This window comes from Ectothiorhodospira sp. BSL-9, from assembly GCF_001632845.1.
GTDB lineage: Bacteria > Pseudomonadota > Gammaproteobacteria > Ectothiorhodospirales > Ectothiorhodospiraceae > Ectothiorhodospira.
The window spans coordinates 2171797-2188140 of the sequence record NZ_CP011994.1; the positions used below are offsets into that span (position 1 = coordinate 2171797).

At 63.2% G+C, this 16344-nt stretch carries 14 protein-coding genes; 12 read left to right on the forward strand and 2 right to left on the reverse strand.

All coding sequences use genetic code 11. The annotated features are described in order from the left end of the window. Positions 1-72 precede the first annotated feature (72 nt). Positions 73-1182: an LPS export ABC transporter permease LptF gene (gene lptF / locus ECTOBSL9_RS10195; protein WP_063464950.1), complete on the forward strand. Its 1110-nt coding sequence runs from the start codon at positions 73-75 to the stop codon at positions 1180-1182. After that, the gene (gene lptG, locus ECTOBSL9_RS10200) at positions 1179-2240 is read left to right on the forward strand and encodes an LPS export ABC transporter permease LptG (protein WP_063464951.1); all 1062 of its coding nucleotides are present in this window, start codon (positions 1179-1181) and stop codon (positions 2238-2240) included. The genes lptF and lptG overlap by 4 nt, the downstream gene beginning before the upstream one ends. On the opposite strand, the gene ECTOBSL9_RS10205 is transcribed toward lptG, so the two are convergent. Further along, a complete protein-coding gene (locus tag ECTOBSL9_RS10205) occupies positions 2237-2758 on the reverse strand; it encodes an RDD family protein (protein WP_063464952.1) in 522 nt (173 codons plus the stop codon). The genes lptG and ECTOBSL9_RS10205 overlap by 4 nt on opposite strands. 125 nt (positions 2759-2883) lie before the next feature. On the opposite strand from ECTOBSL9_RS10205, the gene ECTOBSL9_RS10210 reads away from it, so the two are divergent. From ECTOBSL9_RS10210 to htpX, 10 genes are all read left to right on the forward strand, one after another. Continuing rightward, positions 2884-3291: a PilZ domain-containing protein gene (locus ECTOBSL9_RS10210; protein ID WP_082829867.1), complete on the forward strand. Its 408-nt coding sequence runs from the start codon at positions 2884-2886 to the stop codon at positions 3289-3291. A 95-nt stretch (positions 3292-3386) separates the two neighbouring features. Then, complete coding sequence (locus tag ECTOBSL9_RS10215; protein ID WP_063464953.1) at positions 3387-4919, forward strand: nodulation protein NfeD; 1533 nt, start codon at positions 3387-3389, stop codon at positions 4917-4919. After that, positions 4916-5812 (forward strand): slipin family protein, encoded by an 897-nt coding sequence (locus tag ECTOBSL9_RS10220; RefSeq protein WP_082829868.1) that lies wholly within the window; start codon positions 4916-4918, stop codon positions 5810-5812. The genes ECTOBSL9_RS10215 and ECTOBSL9_RS10220 overlap by 4 nt, the downstream gene beginning before the upstream one ends. Further along, entirely contained in the window at positions 5809-6705 is an 897-nt protein-coding gene (gene xerD, locus ECTOBSL9_RS10225; protein ID WP_063464954.1) for a site-specific tyrosine recombinase XerD, read from the forward strand. The genes ECTOBSL9_RS10220 and xerD overlap by 4 nt, the downstream gene beginning before the upstream one ends. Positions 6706-6813: 108 nt before the next feature. Then, a complete protein-coding gene (locus tag ECTOBSL9_RS10230; protein ID WP_063464955.1) occupies positions 6814-7548 on the forward strand; it encodes a DsbC family protein in 735 nt (244 codons plus the stop codon). 102 nt (positions 7549-7650) lie between these two features. Then, a complete protein-coding gene (gene trxA / locus ECTOBSL9_RS10235) occupies positions 7651-8514 on the forward strand; it encodes a thioredoxin (protein ID WP_063464956.1) in 864 nt (287 codons plus the stop codon). Positions 8515-8622: 108 nt separating this feature from the next. Further along, complete coding sequence (parE, locus tag ECTOBSL9_RS10240) at positions 8623-10518, forward strand: DNA topoisomerase IV subunit B (RefSeq protein WP_063464957.1); 1896 nt, start codon at positions 8623-8625, stop codon at positions 10516-10518. 35 nt (positions 10519-10553) lie between these two features. Further along, positions 10554-10787 (forward strand): hypothetical protein, encoded by a 234-nt coding sequence (locus ECTOBSL9_RS10245; protein WP_156500091.1) that lies wholly within the window; start codon positions 10554-10556, stop codon positions 10785-10787. Between the two features lie 13 nt (positions 10788-10800). Then, complete coding sequence (gene parC, locus ECTOBSL9_RS10250; RefSeq protein WP_063464959.1) at positions 10801-13047, forward strand: DNA topoisomerase IV subunit A; 2247 nt, start codon at positions 10801-10803, stop codon at positions 13045-13047. A gap of 165 nt (positions 13048-13212) precedes the next feature. Next, the gene (gene htpX / locus ECTOBSL9_RS10255; protein WP_063464960.1) at positions 13213-14103 is read left to right on the forward strand and encodes a protease HtpX; all 891 of its coding nucleotides are present in this window, start codon (positions 13213-13215) and stop codon (positions 14101-14103) included. Between the two features lie 44 nt (positions 14104-14147). Here htpX and ECTOBSL9_RS10260 read toward each other — a convergent pair whose 3' ends face one another. Beyond that, entirely contained in the window at positions 14148-16244 is a 2097-nt protein-coding gene (locus ECTOBSL9_RS10260; protein ID WP_063464961.1) for an EAL domain-containing protein, read from the reverse strand. Positions 16245-16344: the final 100 nt, after the last annotated feature.

A 16344-nucleotide genomic window follows, 5' to 3' on the forward strand; every position in this document is an offset into this window, starting at 1 on the left:
GCCGATGCCGGGGCTAGTAGTATAGGGAATCTTCCTCCACCGTTAACGCACCCCGTGCCGGGGTGATTCGAGATGCCGTTGAAGGTCCTGGACCGTTACCTGATCCGCGAGATGCTGCTCACGCAGATGGCGGTGATCCTGGTGCTGCTGCTGATCATCCTGGGCGGCATGCTGGCGCGCCTGCTGGGGGAAGTGGCCGAGGGGCGCATCCCCGCCGATGTGTTGCCGGTGATCCTGGCACTGGGGTCTTTCCGGGCCCTGATCCTGTTGTTGCCGGTGTCGCTGTTCCTGGCGGTGATGCTCACCCTGGGGCGGTTGCACAAGGACAGCGAGATGGCGGCGCTCAAGGCCTGCGGCGTGGGTTACGGGCGGCTGTTCGGTACCGTGATGGCGATTACCCTGCCGCTGAGCGTGCTGCTGGCAGTGCTGTCGCTGTATGTGGGGCCCTGGACCACCCTGCAGGTGGACGAGATCCGCGCCGAGACTGCGCAGCGCTCGGATCTCATGGGGATCACCCCGGGGCGGTTCCTGCAGGCTGGCAGCGTGGATGGCACGGTGTTTTTCGTGGAGTCGTTTTCCGATGATCGTGAGGTGATGCACAACGTCTTCATCCAGCGGCGCCAGGGCGGGGACACCGAGGTGGTGGTGGCCCGCAGCGCCGAGCAGCAGATCGACCCCGGTAGTGGCCAGCGTTTCCTGGTGCTGCGTGATGGTCATCGTTACGAAGGCAGCCCCGGAGATGCGGATTTTCGCATCATTCAGTTCGCCACCCATGGAGTGCGCATGCCCGATCCCAGAGCCGTGACCGTGCGCAGTCGCACGGACAACGTGCCCACGGCCGATTTGTGGGGGTCGGAGCGCCTGGAGCACCGGGCAGAACTGCAATGGCGCCTGGCCGCACCGTTGTCCATGCTGCTGCTGGCCGTCCTGGCCCTGCCGCTGTCTTATACCTCGCCACGCCAGGGCCGGTTCGCCAAGCTGGCCGCGGGGGTGGGGATCTACGTGGTCTACGCGCAGATGCAGATGGTATCCAAGGACTGGTTCGCTGATGGTGACACACCAGCCTGGCTGGGCATGTGGTGGGTACACCTGGGGCTGGTGGTACTGGCGCTGGTGCTGCTGTGGCGACAGTACGGCAGTTTCTGGATGCTGCGTGGCTGGCGCCGGGCGAAACTGGCATGAAGATCCTGCGCTTCTACATTGCCCGGCAGGTGATCGGCGGGACCCTTCTGGCCCTGCTGGTGCTCACCGCCCTGGATGTGGGTTTTGCCTTCATCGCCGAGATCGACGATGTGGGGGAGGGGGCCTACGGCTGGATTCAGGCCCTCATGTACACGGCATTGACCGTGCCACGCCGCCTGTACGAACTGTTCCCCACCTCGGTGCTCATTGGGGCCCTGCTCAGCCTGGGCACGGTGGCGGAGAACAGTGAGCTCACGGCCATGCGGGCGGCGGGGGTGTCGGTCTCGCGCATCATCACCGCAGCGTTGCAGGCGGGTGTGGTGCTGATGCTGGCGGCGGTGCTGTTGGGCGAGGTGGTGGCCCCGGCCAGTGAGCGTCAGGCCCAGAACATGCGTACCTTTTCCCATTCCGATCAGATTCAGGTGGGTGGCATTGGTTTATGGGCGCGGGACGGGAACGATTACCTGAACGTGCGCGTGATCATGCCCGGTTTGCGCCTGCATGATCTGCGGGTGTACCGGTTCGACGACGAGCAGCGCATGACCCAGTCCATCCGTATTGCCAGTGCCCGTTATCACGACGGGGAATGGCAGATGGAAGGTGTGGTGCGCAGCCATGTCTCGGTAGATGGCGTGGAGGTGGAGCGTGCCGACGCGGAGCAATGGGATCGTCTGCTGGCCCCGGAGTTGTTTGACGTGATCGTGGTGGAGCCGCGGCAGATGTCTGCCTGGACCCTGGCGCGCTACATCGGTTACCTGCGCGAGAACAATCTGGAGTCGGCCCCCTATGAGCTGGCCTTCTGGACGCGATTCACCACGCCGTTATCCAGCCTGGTGATGCTGCTGCTGGCCATTCCCTTCATCTTTGGCTCGTTGCGCACCGGGGGAGCGGGGCAGCGACTGTTCATCGGCATCCTGATCGGCGTGAGTTTCCACCTGCTCAACCGGATGCTGAATCACATGGGTCTGGTGTACGGCATGCCGCCGCTGCTGGCGGCGGTGCTGCCCATGGCTGTCTTCCTGGTGATCGCCCTGTGGGCCATCCGACGGGTGCGCTAGACCTGCCCGGCCTTGTGATCCGGCAACCGTATCAGGCGCGTACCCGACCAGCGGTCGTGGAGCATGAACTTCTGCGGATGGCGCAGGGTCCAGATGAGCCCAGCCACGAGGATCAGCGCCACCACCACGGCCACGGGCCACAGACCCTGACGCCAGGCCTGCAGGCCCCCCAGCAGGAGCATCCACTGGCTCATGGCCAGCACGAAACGACGCAAGGCCTGCACCCAGGTGACGCGATAGCCATCAAACCCCACCAGGCGCACCCGCCAGGTCTGCATGGCCAGGGTGATGCCGCTGTGGGTCCAGAACCAGCCGAAATACAAAAAGGCCACCCCGAGGATGAGCAGCACATAGGCCGGATACAGGGGGTGCTCCACGGTCAGGCCGGTAGCAACGGTCACCAGCAGGGTGGTGAGCATCAGCGCGGACAGGGCCAGCAGGCCGTCGTACATCCAGCAGGCCATGCGGCGCAGCAGTCCAACGGGTTCGTGCGAGTAGGGTTTCGCGGTCTCGGTCATGGTGGAGCCTGGGCAATGCGTGAGGAGCGGCCATTATACTCATCCCCCCTGCAAGTAGAACCGGCCCTTACAAACCGGATCGGTACTCCTATACTCGTGGAGTGAATGCTGACAGGATCAGCGCAATGGCCACGATGGAGAGGCAATCCATGGTAGAGGAAGAGCAGAACGGAAGACGGCAGTTTCATCGGGTGACTTTCGACGGCGTGGCCTTTCTCACCTTCGACAGCCCCGATGAAATCCGGGTGGAACTGGTGGATCTGTCGCTGCAGGGTGTGCTGGTGCGAACGCCCACCCTGCTGGCTCCCCGTCGGATGGGCGATTATGGCTACCTGCGCGTGCCGCTGGATTCGGAGAACAGTATCCTGGTGATGGTTCAGGTGGTGCGCATGGATGCTCACGATCTGGGGCTTCGGGTCACGCAGATGGACCTGGAAAGTGCCCAGCATCTGCGACGCCTGGTGGAGCTGAACCTGGGCGACGAGACCCTGCTCAGCCGTGACCTGGCGGCCCTGATGGACAGCGGCCAGTAGAACAGCGGCCAGTAGAAAGGAAACCTTGTGCCGCCTCCCATGGTCGAACCCATCAACGTTCCTCAGCTCAATTCTCAAAGGCTGGTCCCGGCCCCATGAAACGACTCGCAACGCCCTTTGCCCGCCGAATCCTGCTCTGGTGTCTGCTGCTGTTGGTGGGCGCCGGGCTGGCCCTGTTCAGTCACGCCCAGGAGAACGGCAATGGCAATGAACGGGGGGTTGCCGTGGTGCTGGATGTGGATGGCGCCATCGGCCCGGCCACCAGTGATTACTTTGTGCGCGGGCTGCAATCGGCCCGGGACATGAACGCCGAGATCGTGGTGGTCCGCATGGACACCCCCGGCGGCCTCGACAGCTCCATGCGGGACATGATCAAGGCCATTCTGTCGTCCCCGGTGCCGGTAGCCAGCTACGTGACGCCCTCGGGCGCCCGCGCTGCCAGTGCCGGTACTTACATCCTGTACGCCAGCCACGTGGCGGCCATGACCCCGGCCACCAACCTGGGGTCGGCCACCCCGGTGCAGATGGGAGGCCCGCCCGGCATGCCCGATGAGGATGAGCCTCGCCGGCCACGCTCTGGCGACCGCCAGCAGGACGAAGCTACCGATGAGGACAACGGCAACGGCAACGGTAATGGCAACGGCAGTGAAGCCAATGATGAGGCTGCGGAAATCAGCGAGGAGGATGTGGAGCCTCTGCGCGATCCGCGTCGGGGCGGCACTGCCATGGAGCGCAAGGTGCTGGAGGATGCCGTGGCCTATATCCGCGGTCTGGCGGAGCTGCGCGGGCGCAATGCCGATTGGGCCGAGGAGGCGGTGCGCGAGGCCGTGAACCTCACGGCAACCGATGCACTTGAGAAGAATGTGATCGACGTGGTGGCCGAGGATACCCGGGATCTGCTGGCACAGATCCATGGTCGCACGGTGAAAATGGAGATCGGTGAGCGTGAGCTCAACACCGAAAACCTGGAGCTGGTGGAGATTGAACCTGACTGGCGTACCCGGCTGCTGTCGGTGATCACCAACCCGAACATTGCCTACATCCTCATGCTGGTGGGGATCTACGGCATCATTTTCGAGCTGGCCAATCCGGGCAGCATCTTCCCCGGCGTGGTGGGTGCCATCTGCCTGGTGCTGGCGCTGTATGCCTTTCAGGTGCTCCCCATCAACTACGCGGGCCTGGCGCTGATCATCCTGGGCATCGGCTTCATGATCGCCGAGGCCTTCCTGCCCAGCTTCGGGATACTGGGTATCGGGGGGGTGGCGGCCTTCGTCTTCGGCTCCATCATCCTGGTGGATGAGACCAACCTGCATATTTCCATCCCCCTGATTGGCGGTACGGCACTGATTTCCGCTGTCTTCTTCATCTGGGTGATGAGCAAGCTGATGGGCCTGCGCCGCAAGAAGGTGACCACCGGCCGCGAAGAGTTGATCGGGGCGCAGGGGCAGGCAACGAAGGATTTCTCCAAGGGTTCCGGTCGTGTCTGGCTGCACAGCGAATCCTGGCTGGCGCAATCCCAGGTGCCCGTTTCCAAGGGCGACACGGTGCGGGTAACCGGCATGAATGACCTGACGCTGATCGTGGAGCCCGTCTCTGATCAAGAAACCTCAAAAGGAGTCGTAACATGATTACAGCCATTCTGGCTCCACTGGCCCTGATCCTGGGTCTGCTCATACTGTCCATCAGGATCCTGCCCGAGTATGAGCGTGGTGTGATCTTCTTCCTGGGGCGTTTCCAGGAGGTGAAGGGCCCTGGCCTGATCATCGTCATCCCCGGGATTCAACAGATGGTCCGTGTGGACCTGCGCGTGATCACCCTGGACGTGCCCAGCCAGGACGTGATCTCCCAGGACAACGTGACGGTGCGGGTGAACGCGGTGCTCTACTTCCGGGTGGTGGATCCGGAAAAGGCCATCATCCAGGTGGAGGACTTCAACAACGCCACCAGTCAGCTGGCCCAGACCACCCTGCGTTCGGTGCTGGGCAAGCACGACCTGGATGAGATGCTCTCGGAGCGGGACAAGCTCAACGACGACATCCAGAGCATTCTGGACAAGCAGACCGACAGCTGGGGCATCAAGGTGGCCAATGTGGAGATCAAGCATGTGGATCTCAACGAGAGCATGATCCGCGCCATCGCCCGCCAGGCCGAGGCGGAGCGTGAACGGCGTGCCAAGGTCATCCACGCCCAGGGTGAACTGCAGGCGGCCGTGAAACTCACCGAGGCCGCCGACATCATGGCCGGCAATCCACAGGCCCTGCAGTTGCGGTATTTGCAGACCATGAGCGACATGTCCAACGACAGTAACGCCTCCACCATCGTCTTCCCCTTCCCGTTCGATCTGCTCGGTGCCTTCCTGGGGAGCGATCGCGCCAACCCCGGTGGCCCCAGCGGCGGGACGACCTCCCGGCCCGCCAAGAACCTGGACGAGGCTGCGGAGACCACCGTCGCGGCAGACGAGGGTCCGGCAGCGGACAACGCGTTGCCACGTCGCCCCAAGGGTGAAAAGGGCGATAAATGACCCAGGCGTCGCCGGTGATCGACCGGTTTCTCGACGCGATGTGGATGGAGCATGGCCTGAGTGGTCACACCCTGGCCGCCTATCGAGCCGACCTGACGGGTCTTGAGGGTTGGCTTGAGGGGCAGGGTGGAGATCTGGCCGCCGCTGACCGCCATCAGTTGCTGGCCTACCTGGCCCAGCGGCTGGAAGGCGGTGCCAGGCCCCGGAGTATGGCGCGTCTGCTGTCCACATTGCGGCGTTTTTATGGCTACCTGGTGCAGGCAGGGCAGATCCGCGAGGACCCCACGGTGCGTATCGACGCCCCCCGACTGGGGCGCCCCCTGCCGGATACCCTGACGGAAGCAGAAGTGGATGCCTTGCTGGCGGCACCGGATGTGGAGGATGCCAATGGCCTGCGAGACCGGGCCATGCTGGAGTTGCTGTATGCCACGGGGCTGCGCGTGTCCGAGCTGGTGGGTCTGCATCTTGGGCAGGTGAGTCTGCGCCATGGCGTGGTGCGTACCCAGGGCAAGGGCGGCAAGGAGCGCCTGGTGCCCCTGGGGGAAGAGGCCATGGACTGGCTGGAGCGCTACCTGGCCGAAGCCCGTCCGGGTTTGATGCAGGGTCACGGGCAATGCGAGGCCCTGTTCGTGACCCGCCGTGGCGCGGGTATGACCCGCCAGGCATTCTGGTACCTGATACGCCGTCACGCCCAGACGGCGGGCGTTACCAAGCATCTGTCGCCCCACACCCTGCGTCACGCCTTTGCCACGCATCTGCTCAACCACGGCGCAGACCTGCGCGTGGTGCAGATGCTGCTGGGTCATTCCAGCCTCTCCACCACGCAGATCTACACCCACGTGGCCAGGGAGCGGCTCAAGACGCTGCACGCCGAGCACCATCCACGGGGCTGAACCCAAAGCCCCTGGGATGGTCTTTTAATCAGCGCCCCGAGTAATATGTCCCGCGTTTCAATCCGGTGACACCGCGATCGCGGCCCAACCCATTCCAAGAGTTGAACCATGCCCAGCTACCGCATTGTCCTTGTCATGATCCTCCTGATGGCCCTGCCGGGGTTCGCCCATGCCGGCTCCGATGCCCCCCGCGAACTGCGCGAGCGTATCGAGGCACTGGTGCCCAATGCCCAGGCCAGCAGCATTCGCGAAACCCCCATCCAGGGCCTGTATGAAGTGCGCTTCGGTGCGCAGGTGCTCTACATGAGCGGCGATGGCCAATACGTGCTGGAGGGGGATCTGGTGGAGCTGGACACCCGCCAGAGCCTTACCGCTTCGGCCCGTTCCGAGGGTCGGCAGGAGATCCTGGGGGGGGTCAGCGAGGCCAGCATGGTGGTATACCCCGCCGAGGGTGAGTCCCGTCACACCATTACCGTGTTCACCGATGTGGACTGCCCCTACTGCCGGCGTTTGCACGACGAGGTGGCCGAGCTCAACAAGGACGGTATTACCGTGCGTTACCTGATGTTCCCTCGCTCCGGTGAAGGCACGCCCACCTACGAGAAGATGGTGTCCATCTGGTGTTCCGATGACCGTGCTCAGGCCATGGATCGGGTCAAGGCCGGTCGCTCCATTGGTGAGAATGACTGCGAGACGCCCGTGCGTGAACACCTGCGGGCGGGTCAGATGATGGGCGTGAACGGCACACCGGCCATCCTGCTGGAAACCGGTGACATGATCCCCGGTTATCGTCCGGCGGGTGAGATTGCCCAGATGATCGAGCATGTGTCCGGCGAACGTTGATCCAGTCTACCCCTTGAAACCTGAATCTTTACCCCGAAAATAGAGGGCCACCCATCGGCCCTTCGGGCTGGGACTCACGCAAATTCAGTACAAGGCCAATTCATGAGCACTTCCGCCACCATCGTCGATATCACCCAGGAGAATTTCCACGCCCTCGTTATCGAAGGTTCGCAGCAGCGCCCGGTGCTGGTGGACTTCTGGGCGGACTGGTGTCAGCCCTGCCAGATGCTCATGCCCATCCTGGCCAAGCTGGCCGAGGAGTACGCCGGTGGTTTCTTGCTGGCCAAGGTGAACAGCGATCAGCAGCAGGACCTGGCCCTTCAGTATGGGGTGCGCAGCCTGCCCACGGTGCTGGTCTTCCGCGAGGGTGAGCCGGTGGATCAGTTCATGGGCGTGCAGCCGGAATCCACCATTCGACAGATGCTGGACAAGCATCTGCCCGGCCCCGGCTCTGAAGCGCGCGGAGCTGCCCGGGAGGCACTGGAAGCAGGCGATGCCGACACGGCCCTGGCTCATCTGGCGCTCGCCCGCGAGGCCAACCCGGAGGAAGAAGAGCTGAAGATCGATCAGGCCCGGGCACTGGTGATGCTGGGTCGCGTGGATGAGGCTGAGGCGGTGATGAAGACGGTGCCCGTGCATCTCCATCAGGAGGATGCGGGCCGCCGCGTGGACGCCCAGCTTCGGCTGGCCCGGGCCCGCGGCGACCTGGCAGAAATCCCCGCACTGGAAGAGCGCCTGGACGGGAATCCGGATGACCCCGAAGCGCTGCACCGAGTGGGCGCTGCCAGGATCCTCGATGGTGAGTATGAGTCAGGGTTGGCCATGCTCATGCAACTCATGAAAAAGCATCGCAAGTATGGCGAGGATGCCGGTCACAAGGGCCTGCTGGCGGCGTTCGAGCTGCTGGGCGCCCGGCATCCGCTGGTCAACGACTATCGCCGCAAGATGATGGCGCTGATGTTCTGAGCCGGGCGTTTTCATCCTCTGGCAGGGGGATGGCCGGGCACTGGACTTGCCACCCACGATGATGTCCCATACAGTACCCGCGCCCTGGCAGACGACGATTGCACGCGCATGAGCGCCTCATCTTCCTATACTTCATCCGATATCGAAGTCCTCTCCGGACTGGACCCGGTGCGCAAGCGCCCCGGGATGTATACCGATACCTCCCGGCCCAACCACATGGCCCAGGAGGTGATCGACAACTCCGTGGACGAGGCCATTGCGGGCCACGCCGACCGCATGGACGTGATCCTGCATGCCGACGGTTCCGTATCGGTCACCGATAATGGCCGTGGCATGCCCGTGGATCTGCATCCCAAGGAGAAACGACCCGGGGTGGAGGTGATCCTGGGCACGCTGCATGCTGGCGGCAAGTTTTCCAACAAGAGTTATCGCTTCTCGGGCGGCCTGCACGGTGTGGGCGTCTCGGTGGTGAATGCCCTGTCGGAAAAGCTGGAGGTGACCATCCGGCGTGACGGCAAGGAACACCACATGAGCTTTGCCGATGGCCACAAGGTCACCGACCTCAAGGTGGTGGGCGAGGTGGGCAAGCGCAATACCGGCACCTGTCTGCGCTTCTGGCCCAATGCCGGTTATTTCGATACCCCGAAGTTTTCCGTACCGCGTCTCAAGCACATTCTGCGAGCCAAGGCGGTGTTGTGCCCCGGGCTGGCGGTGTCCTTCTATGATGAGATCACCGGCGAGCGTTGCGACTGGTGCTACGAGGCCGGCCTCAGGGACTATCTGGTGGAATCCCTGGATGGCGCCGAACGGGTGCCTGATGAGCCCTTCATGGGCAGCATGAGTGGCGAGACCGATGCGGTGGACTGGGCCGTGGTATGGCTGCCCGAAGGCGGCGAGGGGGTGGCCGAGAGCTATGTGAACCTGATCCCCACCGCCCAGGGCGGCACTCACGTGAATGGCCTGCGTACCGGCCTGACCGACGCGGTGCGGGAATTCTGCGAATTCCGGAATCTGGTACCCCGGGGTGTGAAACTGGCCCCGGAGGATGTCTGGGAGAACGTGGCCTACATCCTCTCCTTCAAGATGCTCGACCCCCAGTTTGCCGGCCAGACCAAGGAGCGTCTGTCATCCCGCGAGGCGGCCCCGTTCATCTCCGGTGTGGTGAAGGACAGCTTCAGCCTCTGGCTCAACCAGCACCCGGGCGCCGGGGAGCGCATCGCCGAACTGGCCATCAACAGCGCCCAGAAGCGCATGCGGGCCGGCAAGAAGGTGGTTCGCAAGAAGGTCACCCAGGGCCCCACCCTGCCGGGCAAGCTGGCCGACTGCGCTGCCCAGGATCTGGGTCGCACCGAACTGTTTCTGGTGGAAGGGGACTCTGCCGGCGGCTCCGCCAAGCAGGCCCGGGACCGGGAGTTCCAGGCCATCATGCCCCTGCGGGGCAAGATCCTGAATGCCTGGGAGGTGGACCCGGACCAGATCCTGGCCTCCCAGGAGATCCACGACATCAGTGTGGCCATCGGCGTGAACCCAGGGGCCGAGGATCTCAAGGACCTGCGCTATGGCAAGATCTGCATCCTGGCGGATGCGGACTCGGATGGCCTGCATATCGCCACCCTGCTGTGCGCCCTGTTCGTGCGGCATTTCCGGCCCCTGGTGGAGCAGGGGCGGGTGTACGTGGCCATGCCGCCCCTGTTCCGGGTGGATGTGGGCAAGGAGATCTTCTATGCCCTGGATGAGGACGAGAAACAGGGCATCCTGCAGCGCATCGCGGCCGAGAAGAAGAAGGGCAAGGTGGCGGTGACGCGCTTCAAGGGGCTGGGCGAGATGAACCCGCTGCAACTGCGCGAGACCACCATGGCCCCGGACACCCGCCGCCTGGTGCAACTGACCCTGGATGCCGGCGACGATACCATGGGCCTGCTGGACATGCTGCTGGCCAAGAAACGCGCCTCCGATCGCCGGGGCTGGCTGGAGTCCAAGGGGCATCTGGCGGAAGTGGATTGAGCGGGGCTTACTTTCAAGAATCAACAGGTGTACACGTGGCAAAACCAATGGTTGGATTCGGAACGCGCCTGGGGCTGATCCTGCTCAGCTTCGCGGGCATCATCATCGCCATGACCGGCATCCTGGAACTGGCCACCGGTGGGGTGGGCAGTTTCTATCCGCCTGAATGGCGATTCCCCGGTTACGCCGTGGTGATGATCGTTGGCGGCTATCTCATGATGGCACCCATGGGCTGGCTCTACATGCGGGATGCCAAAACCGATGACTGAGTCCCGCTGAGCCATGAGCAATCTTGAACTGAACCTGGATGGTGTTGAACAGCAGCCGCTGAGCACCTTCGCGGAAAAGGCGTACCTGGACTATTCCATGTACGTGATCCTGGACCGCGCACTGCCCCACGTGGGGGATGGCCTCAAGCCCGTACAGCGGCGTTTGATCTATGCCATGAGTGAGCTGGGCCTGTCGGCCCTGTCCAAGCACAAGAAGTCCGCCCGCACCGTGGGCGATGTGCTGGGCAAGTACCATCCCCATGGGGATTCGGCCTGTTACGAGGCCATGGTGCTGCTGGCTCAGCCCTTCTCCTCACGCTATCCGTTCGTGGACGGGCAGGGCAACTGGGGCTCACCGGACGATCCCAAGTCCTTTGCCGCCATGCGCTATACCGAGGCGCGCCTGTCCCCCTATGCCCAGTTGCTCCTGTCGGAACTGGGGCAGGGTACGGCGGATTGGGTGCCCAACTTCGACGGCACCATGGAAGAGCCCAAGGTGCTGCCGGCCCGATTGCCCAACGTGCTGTTGAACGGTGGCTCGGGGATCGCCGTGGGTATGGCCACCGACATCCCGCCCCATAACCTTCGCGAGGTGGCCCGCGCCTGCATCTGTCTGCTTGAGGACCCGGATGCGGGGCTGGAGCAGATCTGCGAGCACATCCAGGGCCCGGATTTCCCCACGGATGCGGAGATCATCACCCCGCGCCAGGATCTCATGGCCCTGTACCGCACGGGTCATGGCAGTCTGCGCATGCGCGCCCGGTTTGAGCGGGAAAATGGCGACATCATCATCACCGCCCTGCCATTCCAGGTGTCGGGAGCCAAGGTGCTCGAACAGATTGCCGGGCAGATGAACGCCAAGAAGCTGCCCATGGTGGAGGACCTGCGGGATGAGTCGGACCACGAACATCCCACCCGTCTGGTCATCACGCCCCGTTCCAACCGGGTGGACATGGCGGGCCTGATGGACCACCTGTTCGCCACCACCGATCTGGAGCGCAGCTACCGGGTGAACATGAACCTGATCGGCCTGGACGGCCGTCCCCGGGTGAAGAGTCTGCCAACGCTGCTGGCTGAGTGGCTGGAATTCAGGATTGAGACCGTGCGCCGTCGCCTGCAGTGGCGACTGGACAAGGTGCTCAAGCGCCTGCATATCCTGGAAGGCCTGCTGATTGCCTATCTGAATATCGATGAGGTGATTCGCATCATCCGGGAAAACGACGAGCCCAAGCCGGTGCTGATGGAGCGGTTTGGCCTCACGGATACCCAGGCCGAGGCCATCCTGGAACTCAAGTTGCGCCACCTGGCCCGCCTGGAGGAGATGAAGATCCGCGGCGAGCAGGACGAGCTGGAGCAGGAACGGGACCACCTGCAGTCCGTGCTGGGTTCCGATGTCAGGCTGCGTGGCCTGGTGCGCGACGAGATCGAGGCGGATGCCGAAAAATTCGGCGATGATCGCCGCTCCCCCATTGTTGCGCGCGCCGCCGCCCAGGCCCTGGATGAATCCGCCCTGGTGCCCGCCGAACCCCTGACCGTGGTGCTCTCGAAGATGGGCTGGGTGCGAGCCGCCAAGGGTCACGAGGTGGATGCCCAGGGGCTGAATTACAAGTCTGGCGATGCCTATCAGTCCGACGCCCAGGGGCGCAGTAATCAGCAGGCGGTGTTCCTGGATTCCACGGGCCGCACCTATGCCCTGGCCGCCCATACCCTGCCGTCGGCCCGAGGGCAGGGGGAGCCGATCTCGGGGCGCCTGTCGCCACCCGATGGGGCGCAATTCGTGGGTGTGATGATGGGGGCAGGGGAGGACCTGTACCTGATGTCCACTGATCACGGCTATGGCTTCATCTGCCGCATGGAGGACATGATCTCCCGTAACCGTGCCGGCAAGGCGCTGCTCACCGTGCCCCAGGGCGCCAGCGTGCGTCACCCGATGAAGGTGCGTGACCCGCAGCAGCAGTACCTGGCGGCCGCCACCACCGACGGTTACCTGTTACTGCTTCCCCTCTCGGAGCTGCCCTGCATGCCCCGGGGCAAGGGCAACAAGATCGTCAATATCCCCACCGCCCGCCTCAAGGCCGGCGAGGAGTCCCTGGCGGACCTGACTCTGCTGGACGGAAGTGACAGTCTCACCGTGGTGGCAGGCAAGAAGTTCAAGACCCTCAAGCCGGACGAATGGCAGGAATACCTGGGAGAACGCGGTCGCCGCGGCACCAAACTGCCCCGCGGCTTCCAGAAGGTGGACACCCTCAGGTCCGGCTGACAAAAGGCACCCAAAATGGGGACAGACACCTTTTTCGAAAACGAAAAAGGTGTCTGTCCCCATTTTGGGTGCGGGCCCAGGGTGCGCCTGAGCTTGAATTTTTAACGGCAAACCCCATCTAATACGCCGGATAGAATCGGCAATCCTCTCATTGACGGAGACAACATGAAGCGTATCGCCCTTTTCCTGGCCACTAACCTGGCCATCATCGTGGTGCTCAGTATCACCCTGCGGATTCTGGGCGTTGAACGGATCCTGGACGAGACCGGGACCGGGCTGAATCTCAACAACCTGCTGGTGTTCGCGCTGGTATTTGGTTTCGGTGGCTCGTTCATCTCCCTGGCCATTTCCAAATGGATGGCCAAGAAGACCATGGGCGTGAAGGTGATTGAGCAGCCCAGCAACCCCACCGAGCAGTGGCTGGTGGACACCGTGCGGCGGCAGGCCAAACAGGCCGGCATTGGTATGCCTGAGGTGGGTATCTTCGACTCTCCCGATCCCAACGCCTTCGCCACCGGCATGTCCAGGAACAACGCCCTGGTTGCGGTGAGTACCGGCCTGATGCAGAACATGGGGCAGGATGAAGTGGAGGCCGTGCTGGGTCACGAGGTGAGTCACGTGGCCAACGGCGACATGGTGACGCTGGCCCTGATCCAGGGGGTGGTGAACACCTTCGTGATCTTCCTGGCCCGCGTGATCGGACATTTCGTGGACCGGGTGGTGTTCAAGAACGAGCAGGGGCACGGTCCTGCCTTCTGGATTACCACCATCGTGGCGGAGATCATCCTGGCCATCCTGGCCTCCATCATCGTGATGTGGTTCTCCCGTCAGCGGGAATTCCGGGCCGACACCGGTGGTGCCAACCTGTCCAGCCGGGAGAAGATGATCTCGGCCCTGGAGCGTCTGCGCGCCGCTCAGGGGCAGCCTTCACAGATGCCGGATCAGATGCAGGCCTTTGGTATCCGTGGCGGTGGCGTCACCCAGGGCCTCAAGCGCCTGTTCATGACGCACCCGCCCCTGGAAGAGCGGATCATGGCGCTGAAGTCGGGGCGGTGATGGTTGTGTAGCTGGCGGGGATGAGGGGATAGGTACCGCGCCCCTCATCCCATCGTTGAAAAGTCGTATTCCAACCCCTCCGAGGGGGGCTGCAGGAAGTTACCCTGGATGTAATTGATCCCCAGTCCCCAGAGGATGGAGAGGCTGTTGGCATCTTCCACCTGCTGGGCCAGGATCAGGCGGTTCTGAGAGTGGGCCGTGTCCGTGATCTGGCGCATGGCCTTCTGGTTCTCTTCGCTGCTGGGCAGGTTTCGGGTGAATGAGGCATCCACCTTGAGATAGTCAGCGGGGAAGTGATTAAGCACCTGGAACGGATTGAGGCCGTTGCCGAAGTCCTCCAGGGCCAGTTGGCAGTGGACACTCTTGAGGGCCTTGGCAAATTCCTTGGCCTGCTTCAGATAGGCCACCACGGTATTTTCCTTGAGTTCGAAGACCACGCATTCCGCCGGGATGCGGTGCTCTTTCAACCGTTCCATGATCCAGGGCAGCATGCCCGGATCGTGTAGCGAGCCTGCAGTGATCTTGATGAAGAAGATGGTGTCGTGGCCAGCCTTGCGTTGGGTTGCCAGTCGCTGCACCGCGTGATCGATCACCCAGCGATCCAGGGCCTTGGCCATGTCGGTGCGTTCCGCGCTGGGCATGAACTCGGCTGGGCTGATGGCTTCGCCGTTCTCATCCAGCAGCCGCATGAATACCTCGTAACGCTCGCCGCTCTCGCCGTGCAGGCTCACCACAGGCTGATACAGGAGGTGGAGCCGGTTGTCCCGAATGGCCTCGCTGAGGCGGGTGGTCCAGGTCCCATCCAGCTGCTTTTGGGTCATCTCCCGTTCCTTGGGGCGATAGATGACCACGCGGTGGCCGTTGCCTTCCCGGGCCGCCTGCTGGCAGGCCTTCTGGGCGCGGGAAAGCAGCTCATTCATGTCCGGGGCGTTCTCGTCGATCCGGGCCACGCCCATGGAGGCCGTGCAGGTGAGCGAGCGGCCCTCCACGTCACAGATGTGATTGGAGATGGTTTCCAGGATGCCCTGAGTGAAGCGCTCCAGGGCCTCGCTTTCCCATTGGTGGGTGAGAATGGCGAAGGCCTCGCCATCGAAGCGCGCGACGATATCCTCCTCTGCGCAGACCTCCTCCAGCAGCTTGCCGATATCCCCCAGCACCAGGTCACCCCCGGCCACCCCCACCGTCTCGCGGATGTTGGAGAAGCGGTCGATGCGAAGTTCGATCAGTGAGGCGTTGCCGCTGCCCTGAGTGGCCGCGCTGAATGTATCCTGCAAGCGCTCCATGAAGTACTGGCGGTTGTAGAGGCCCGTGATCAGATCCCGCTGGGCCAGGTAATTGAGCTGCTTTTCCAGTTCCCGGGTATTGCTGGTGCGGTTTCGGATGAGGATCTGTGTGCAGGGCTCCCCTTCGATGGTCGCGGGGCTGAATTCCATCTGCACGGCCAGTGCTTCGCCGCCGGCGGTGCGGATCTGCAGATCCAGGGGCTTGGGGTCGGATGCATCCTGGTCCTGGCCCCGATTGCGTTCGTAGGCGCGCAGGAAGTCCTTGAGTTTTTGCTGGTCGTCCCGGGACACCATGTCCATGAGGGGAATGCCCTCGATATCGTCCAGGTGGGAATAACCGAACAGTTCCAGGTAGGAGGTGTTGGCGTAGGTGTGCATGCCCTCATGCACGTAGGCAATGGCATCACGGGAGCTGTCCAGGAGGGTCTTGCAGCGCCTTTCCGTGTCCCTGAGGCCGGATTCGAAGGTCTTCAGGCGGCGCCATTGCCGCTGGAACTCGGCGGCCCGGGTCACCACGTGTCGCAGATGGTCCAGGCGGTTTTTCTGCACCATGTCGTGGGCGCCCAGTTCCATGCAGTCCACCACGTCCACGTCCGGGGAGGTGGCCACGGCCACGATGGGGGCATGGCGACCCATGTTCTGGTTGGCCTCCACCACCTTTTCCAGTGACAGTTCAGGGTGATTCAAGGTGCAGATGACCACATCCGGGGTGTGGCTGCGGAGCTTCTCGTGGAGTTCTTCTTCGTCTTCGGCGCGCTCCGGCCTGACCGCAAATCCAGCGGACTTGAGGGTGCTGACCATCATCTCGGCGTCGTTGAGATCATCGTCGATGATCAGAAGGCGGATGATATTTTCCATGCGATCCGGGCCTGCTCGGGCGGGAACCATGATCGACTGTCAAGCCGATCCCCCATACTGCCGGCGATTATACAGACAATGCGGGGGCGGTCACCAACGA

What these genes read in the sequence shown, in the direction of transcription:
- ECTOBSL9_RS10230 (WP_063464955.1), top strand. Translation starts at nt 6,814, where the DNA reads ATGCCCAGCTACCGCATTGTCCTTGTCATGATCCTCCTGATGGCCCTG.
- ECTOBSL9_RS10210 (WP_082829867.1), top strand. Translation starts at nt 2,884, where the DNA reads ATGGCCACGATGGAGAGGCAATCCATGGTAGAGGAAGAGCAGAACGGA.
- ECTOBSL9_RS10215 (WP_063464953.1), top strand. Translation starts at nt 3,387, where the DNA reads ATGAAACGACTCGCAACGCCCTTTGCCCGCCGAATCCTGCTCTGGTGT.
- trxA (WP_063464956.1), top strand. Translation starts at nt 7,651, where the DNA reads ATGAGCACTTCCGCCACCATCGTCGATATCACCCAGGAGAATTTCCAC.
- parE (WP_063464957.1), top strand. Translation starts at nt 8,623, where the DNA reads ATGAGCGCCTCATCTTCCTATACTTCATCCGATATCGAAGTCCTCTCC.
- ECTOBSL9_RS10205 (WP_063464952.1), bottom strand. Translation starts at nt 2,758, where the DNA reads ATGACCGAGACCGCGAAACCCTACTCGCACGAACCCGTTGGACTGCTG.
- htpX (WP_063464960.1), top strand. Translation starts at nt 13,213, where the DNA reads ATGAAGCGTATCGCCCTTTTCCTGGCCACTAACCTGGCCATCATCGTG.
- xerD (WP_063464954.1), top strand. Translation starts at nt 5,809, where the DNA reads ATGACCCAGGCGTCGCCGGTGATCGACCGGTTTCTCGACGCGATGTGG.
- ECTOBSL9_RS10220 (WP_082829868.1), top strand. Translation starts at nt 4,916, where the DNA reads ATGATTACAGCCATTCTGGCTCCACTGGCCCTGATCCTGGGTCTGCTC.
- lptF (WP_063464950.1), top strand. Translation starts at nt 73, where the DNA reads ATGCCGTTGAAGGTCCTGGACCGTTACCTGATCCGCGAGATGCTGCTC.
- parC (WP_063464959.1), top strand. Translation starts at nt 10,801, where the DNA reads ATGAGCAATCTTGAACTGAACCTGGATGGTGTTGAACAGCAGCCGCTG.
- ECTOBSL9_RS10260 (WP_063464961.1), bottom strand. Translation starts at nt 16,244, where the DNA reads ATGGAAAATATCATCCGCCTTCTGATCATCGACGATGATCTCAACGAC.
- lptG (WP_063464951.1), top strand. Translation starts at nt 1,179, where the DNA reads ATGAAGATCCTGCGCTTCTACATTGCCCGGCAGGTGATCGGCGGGACC.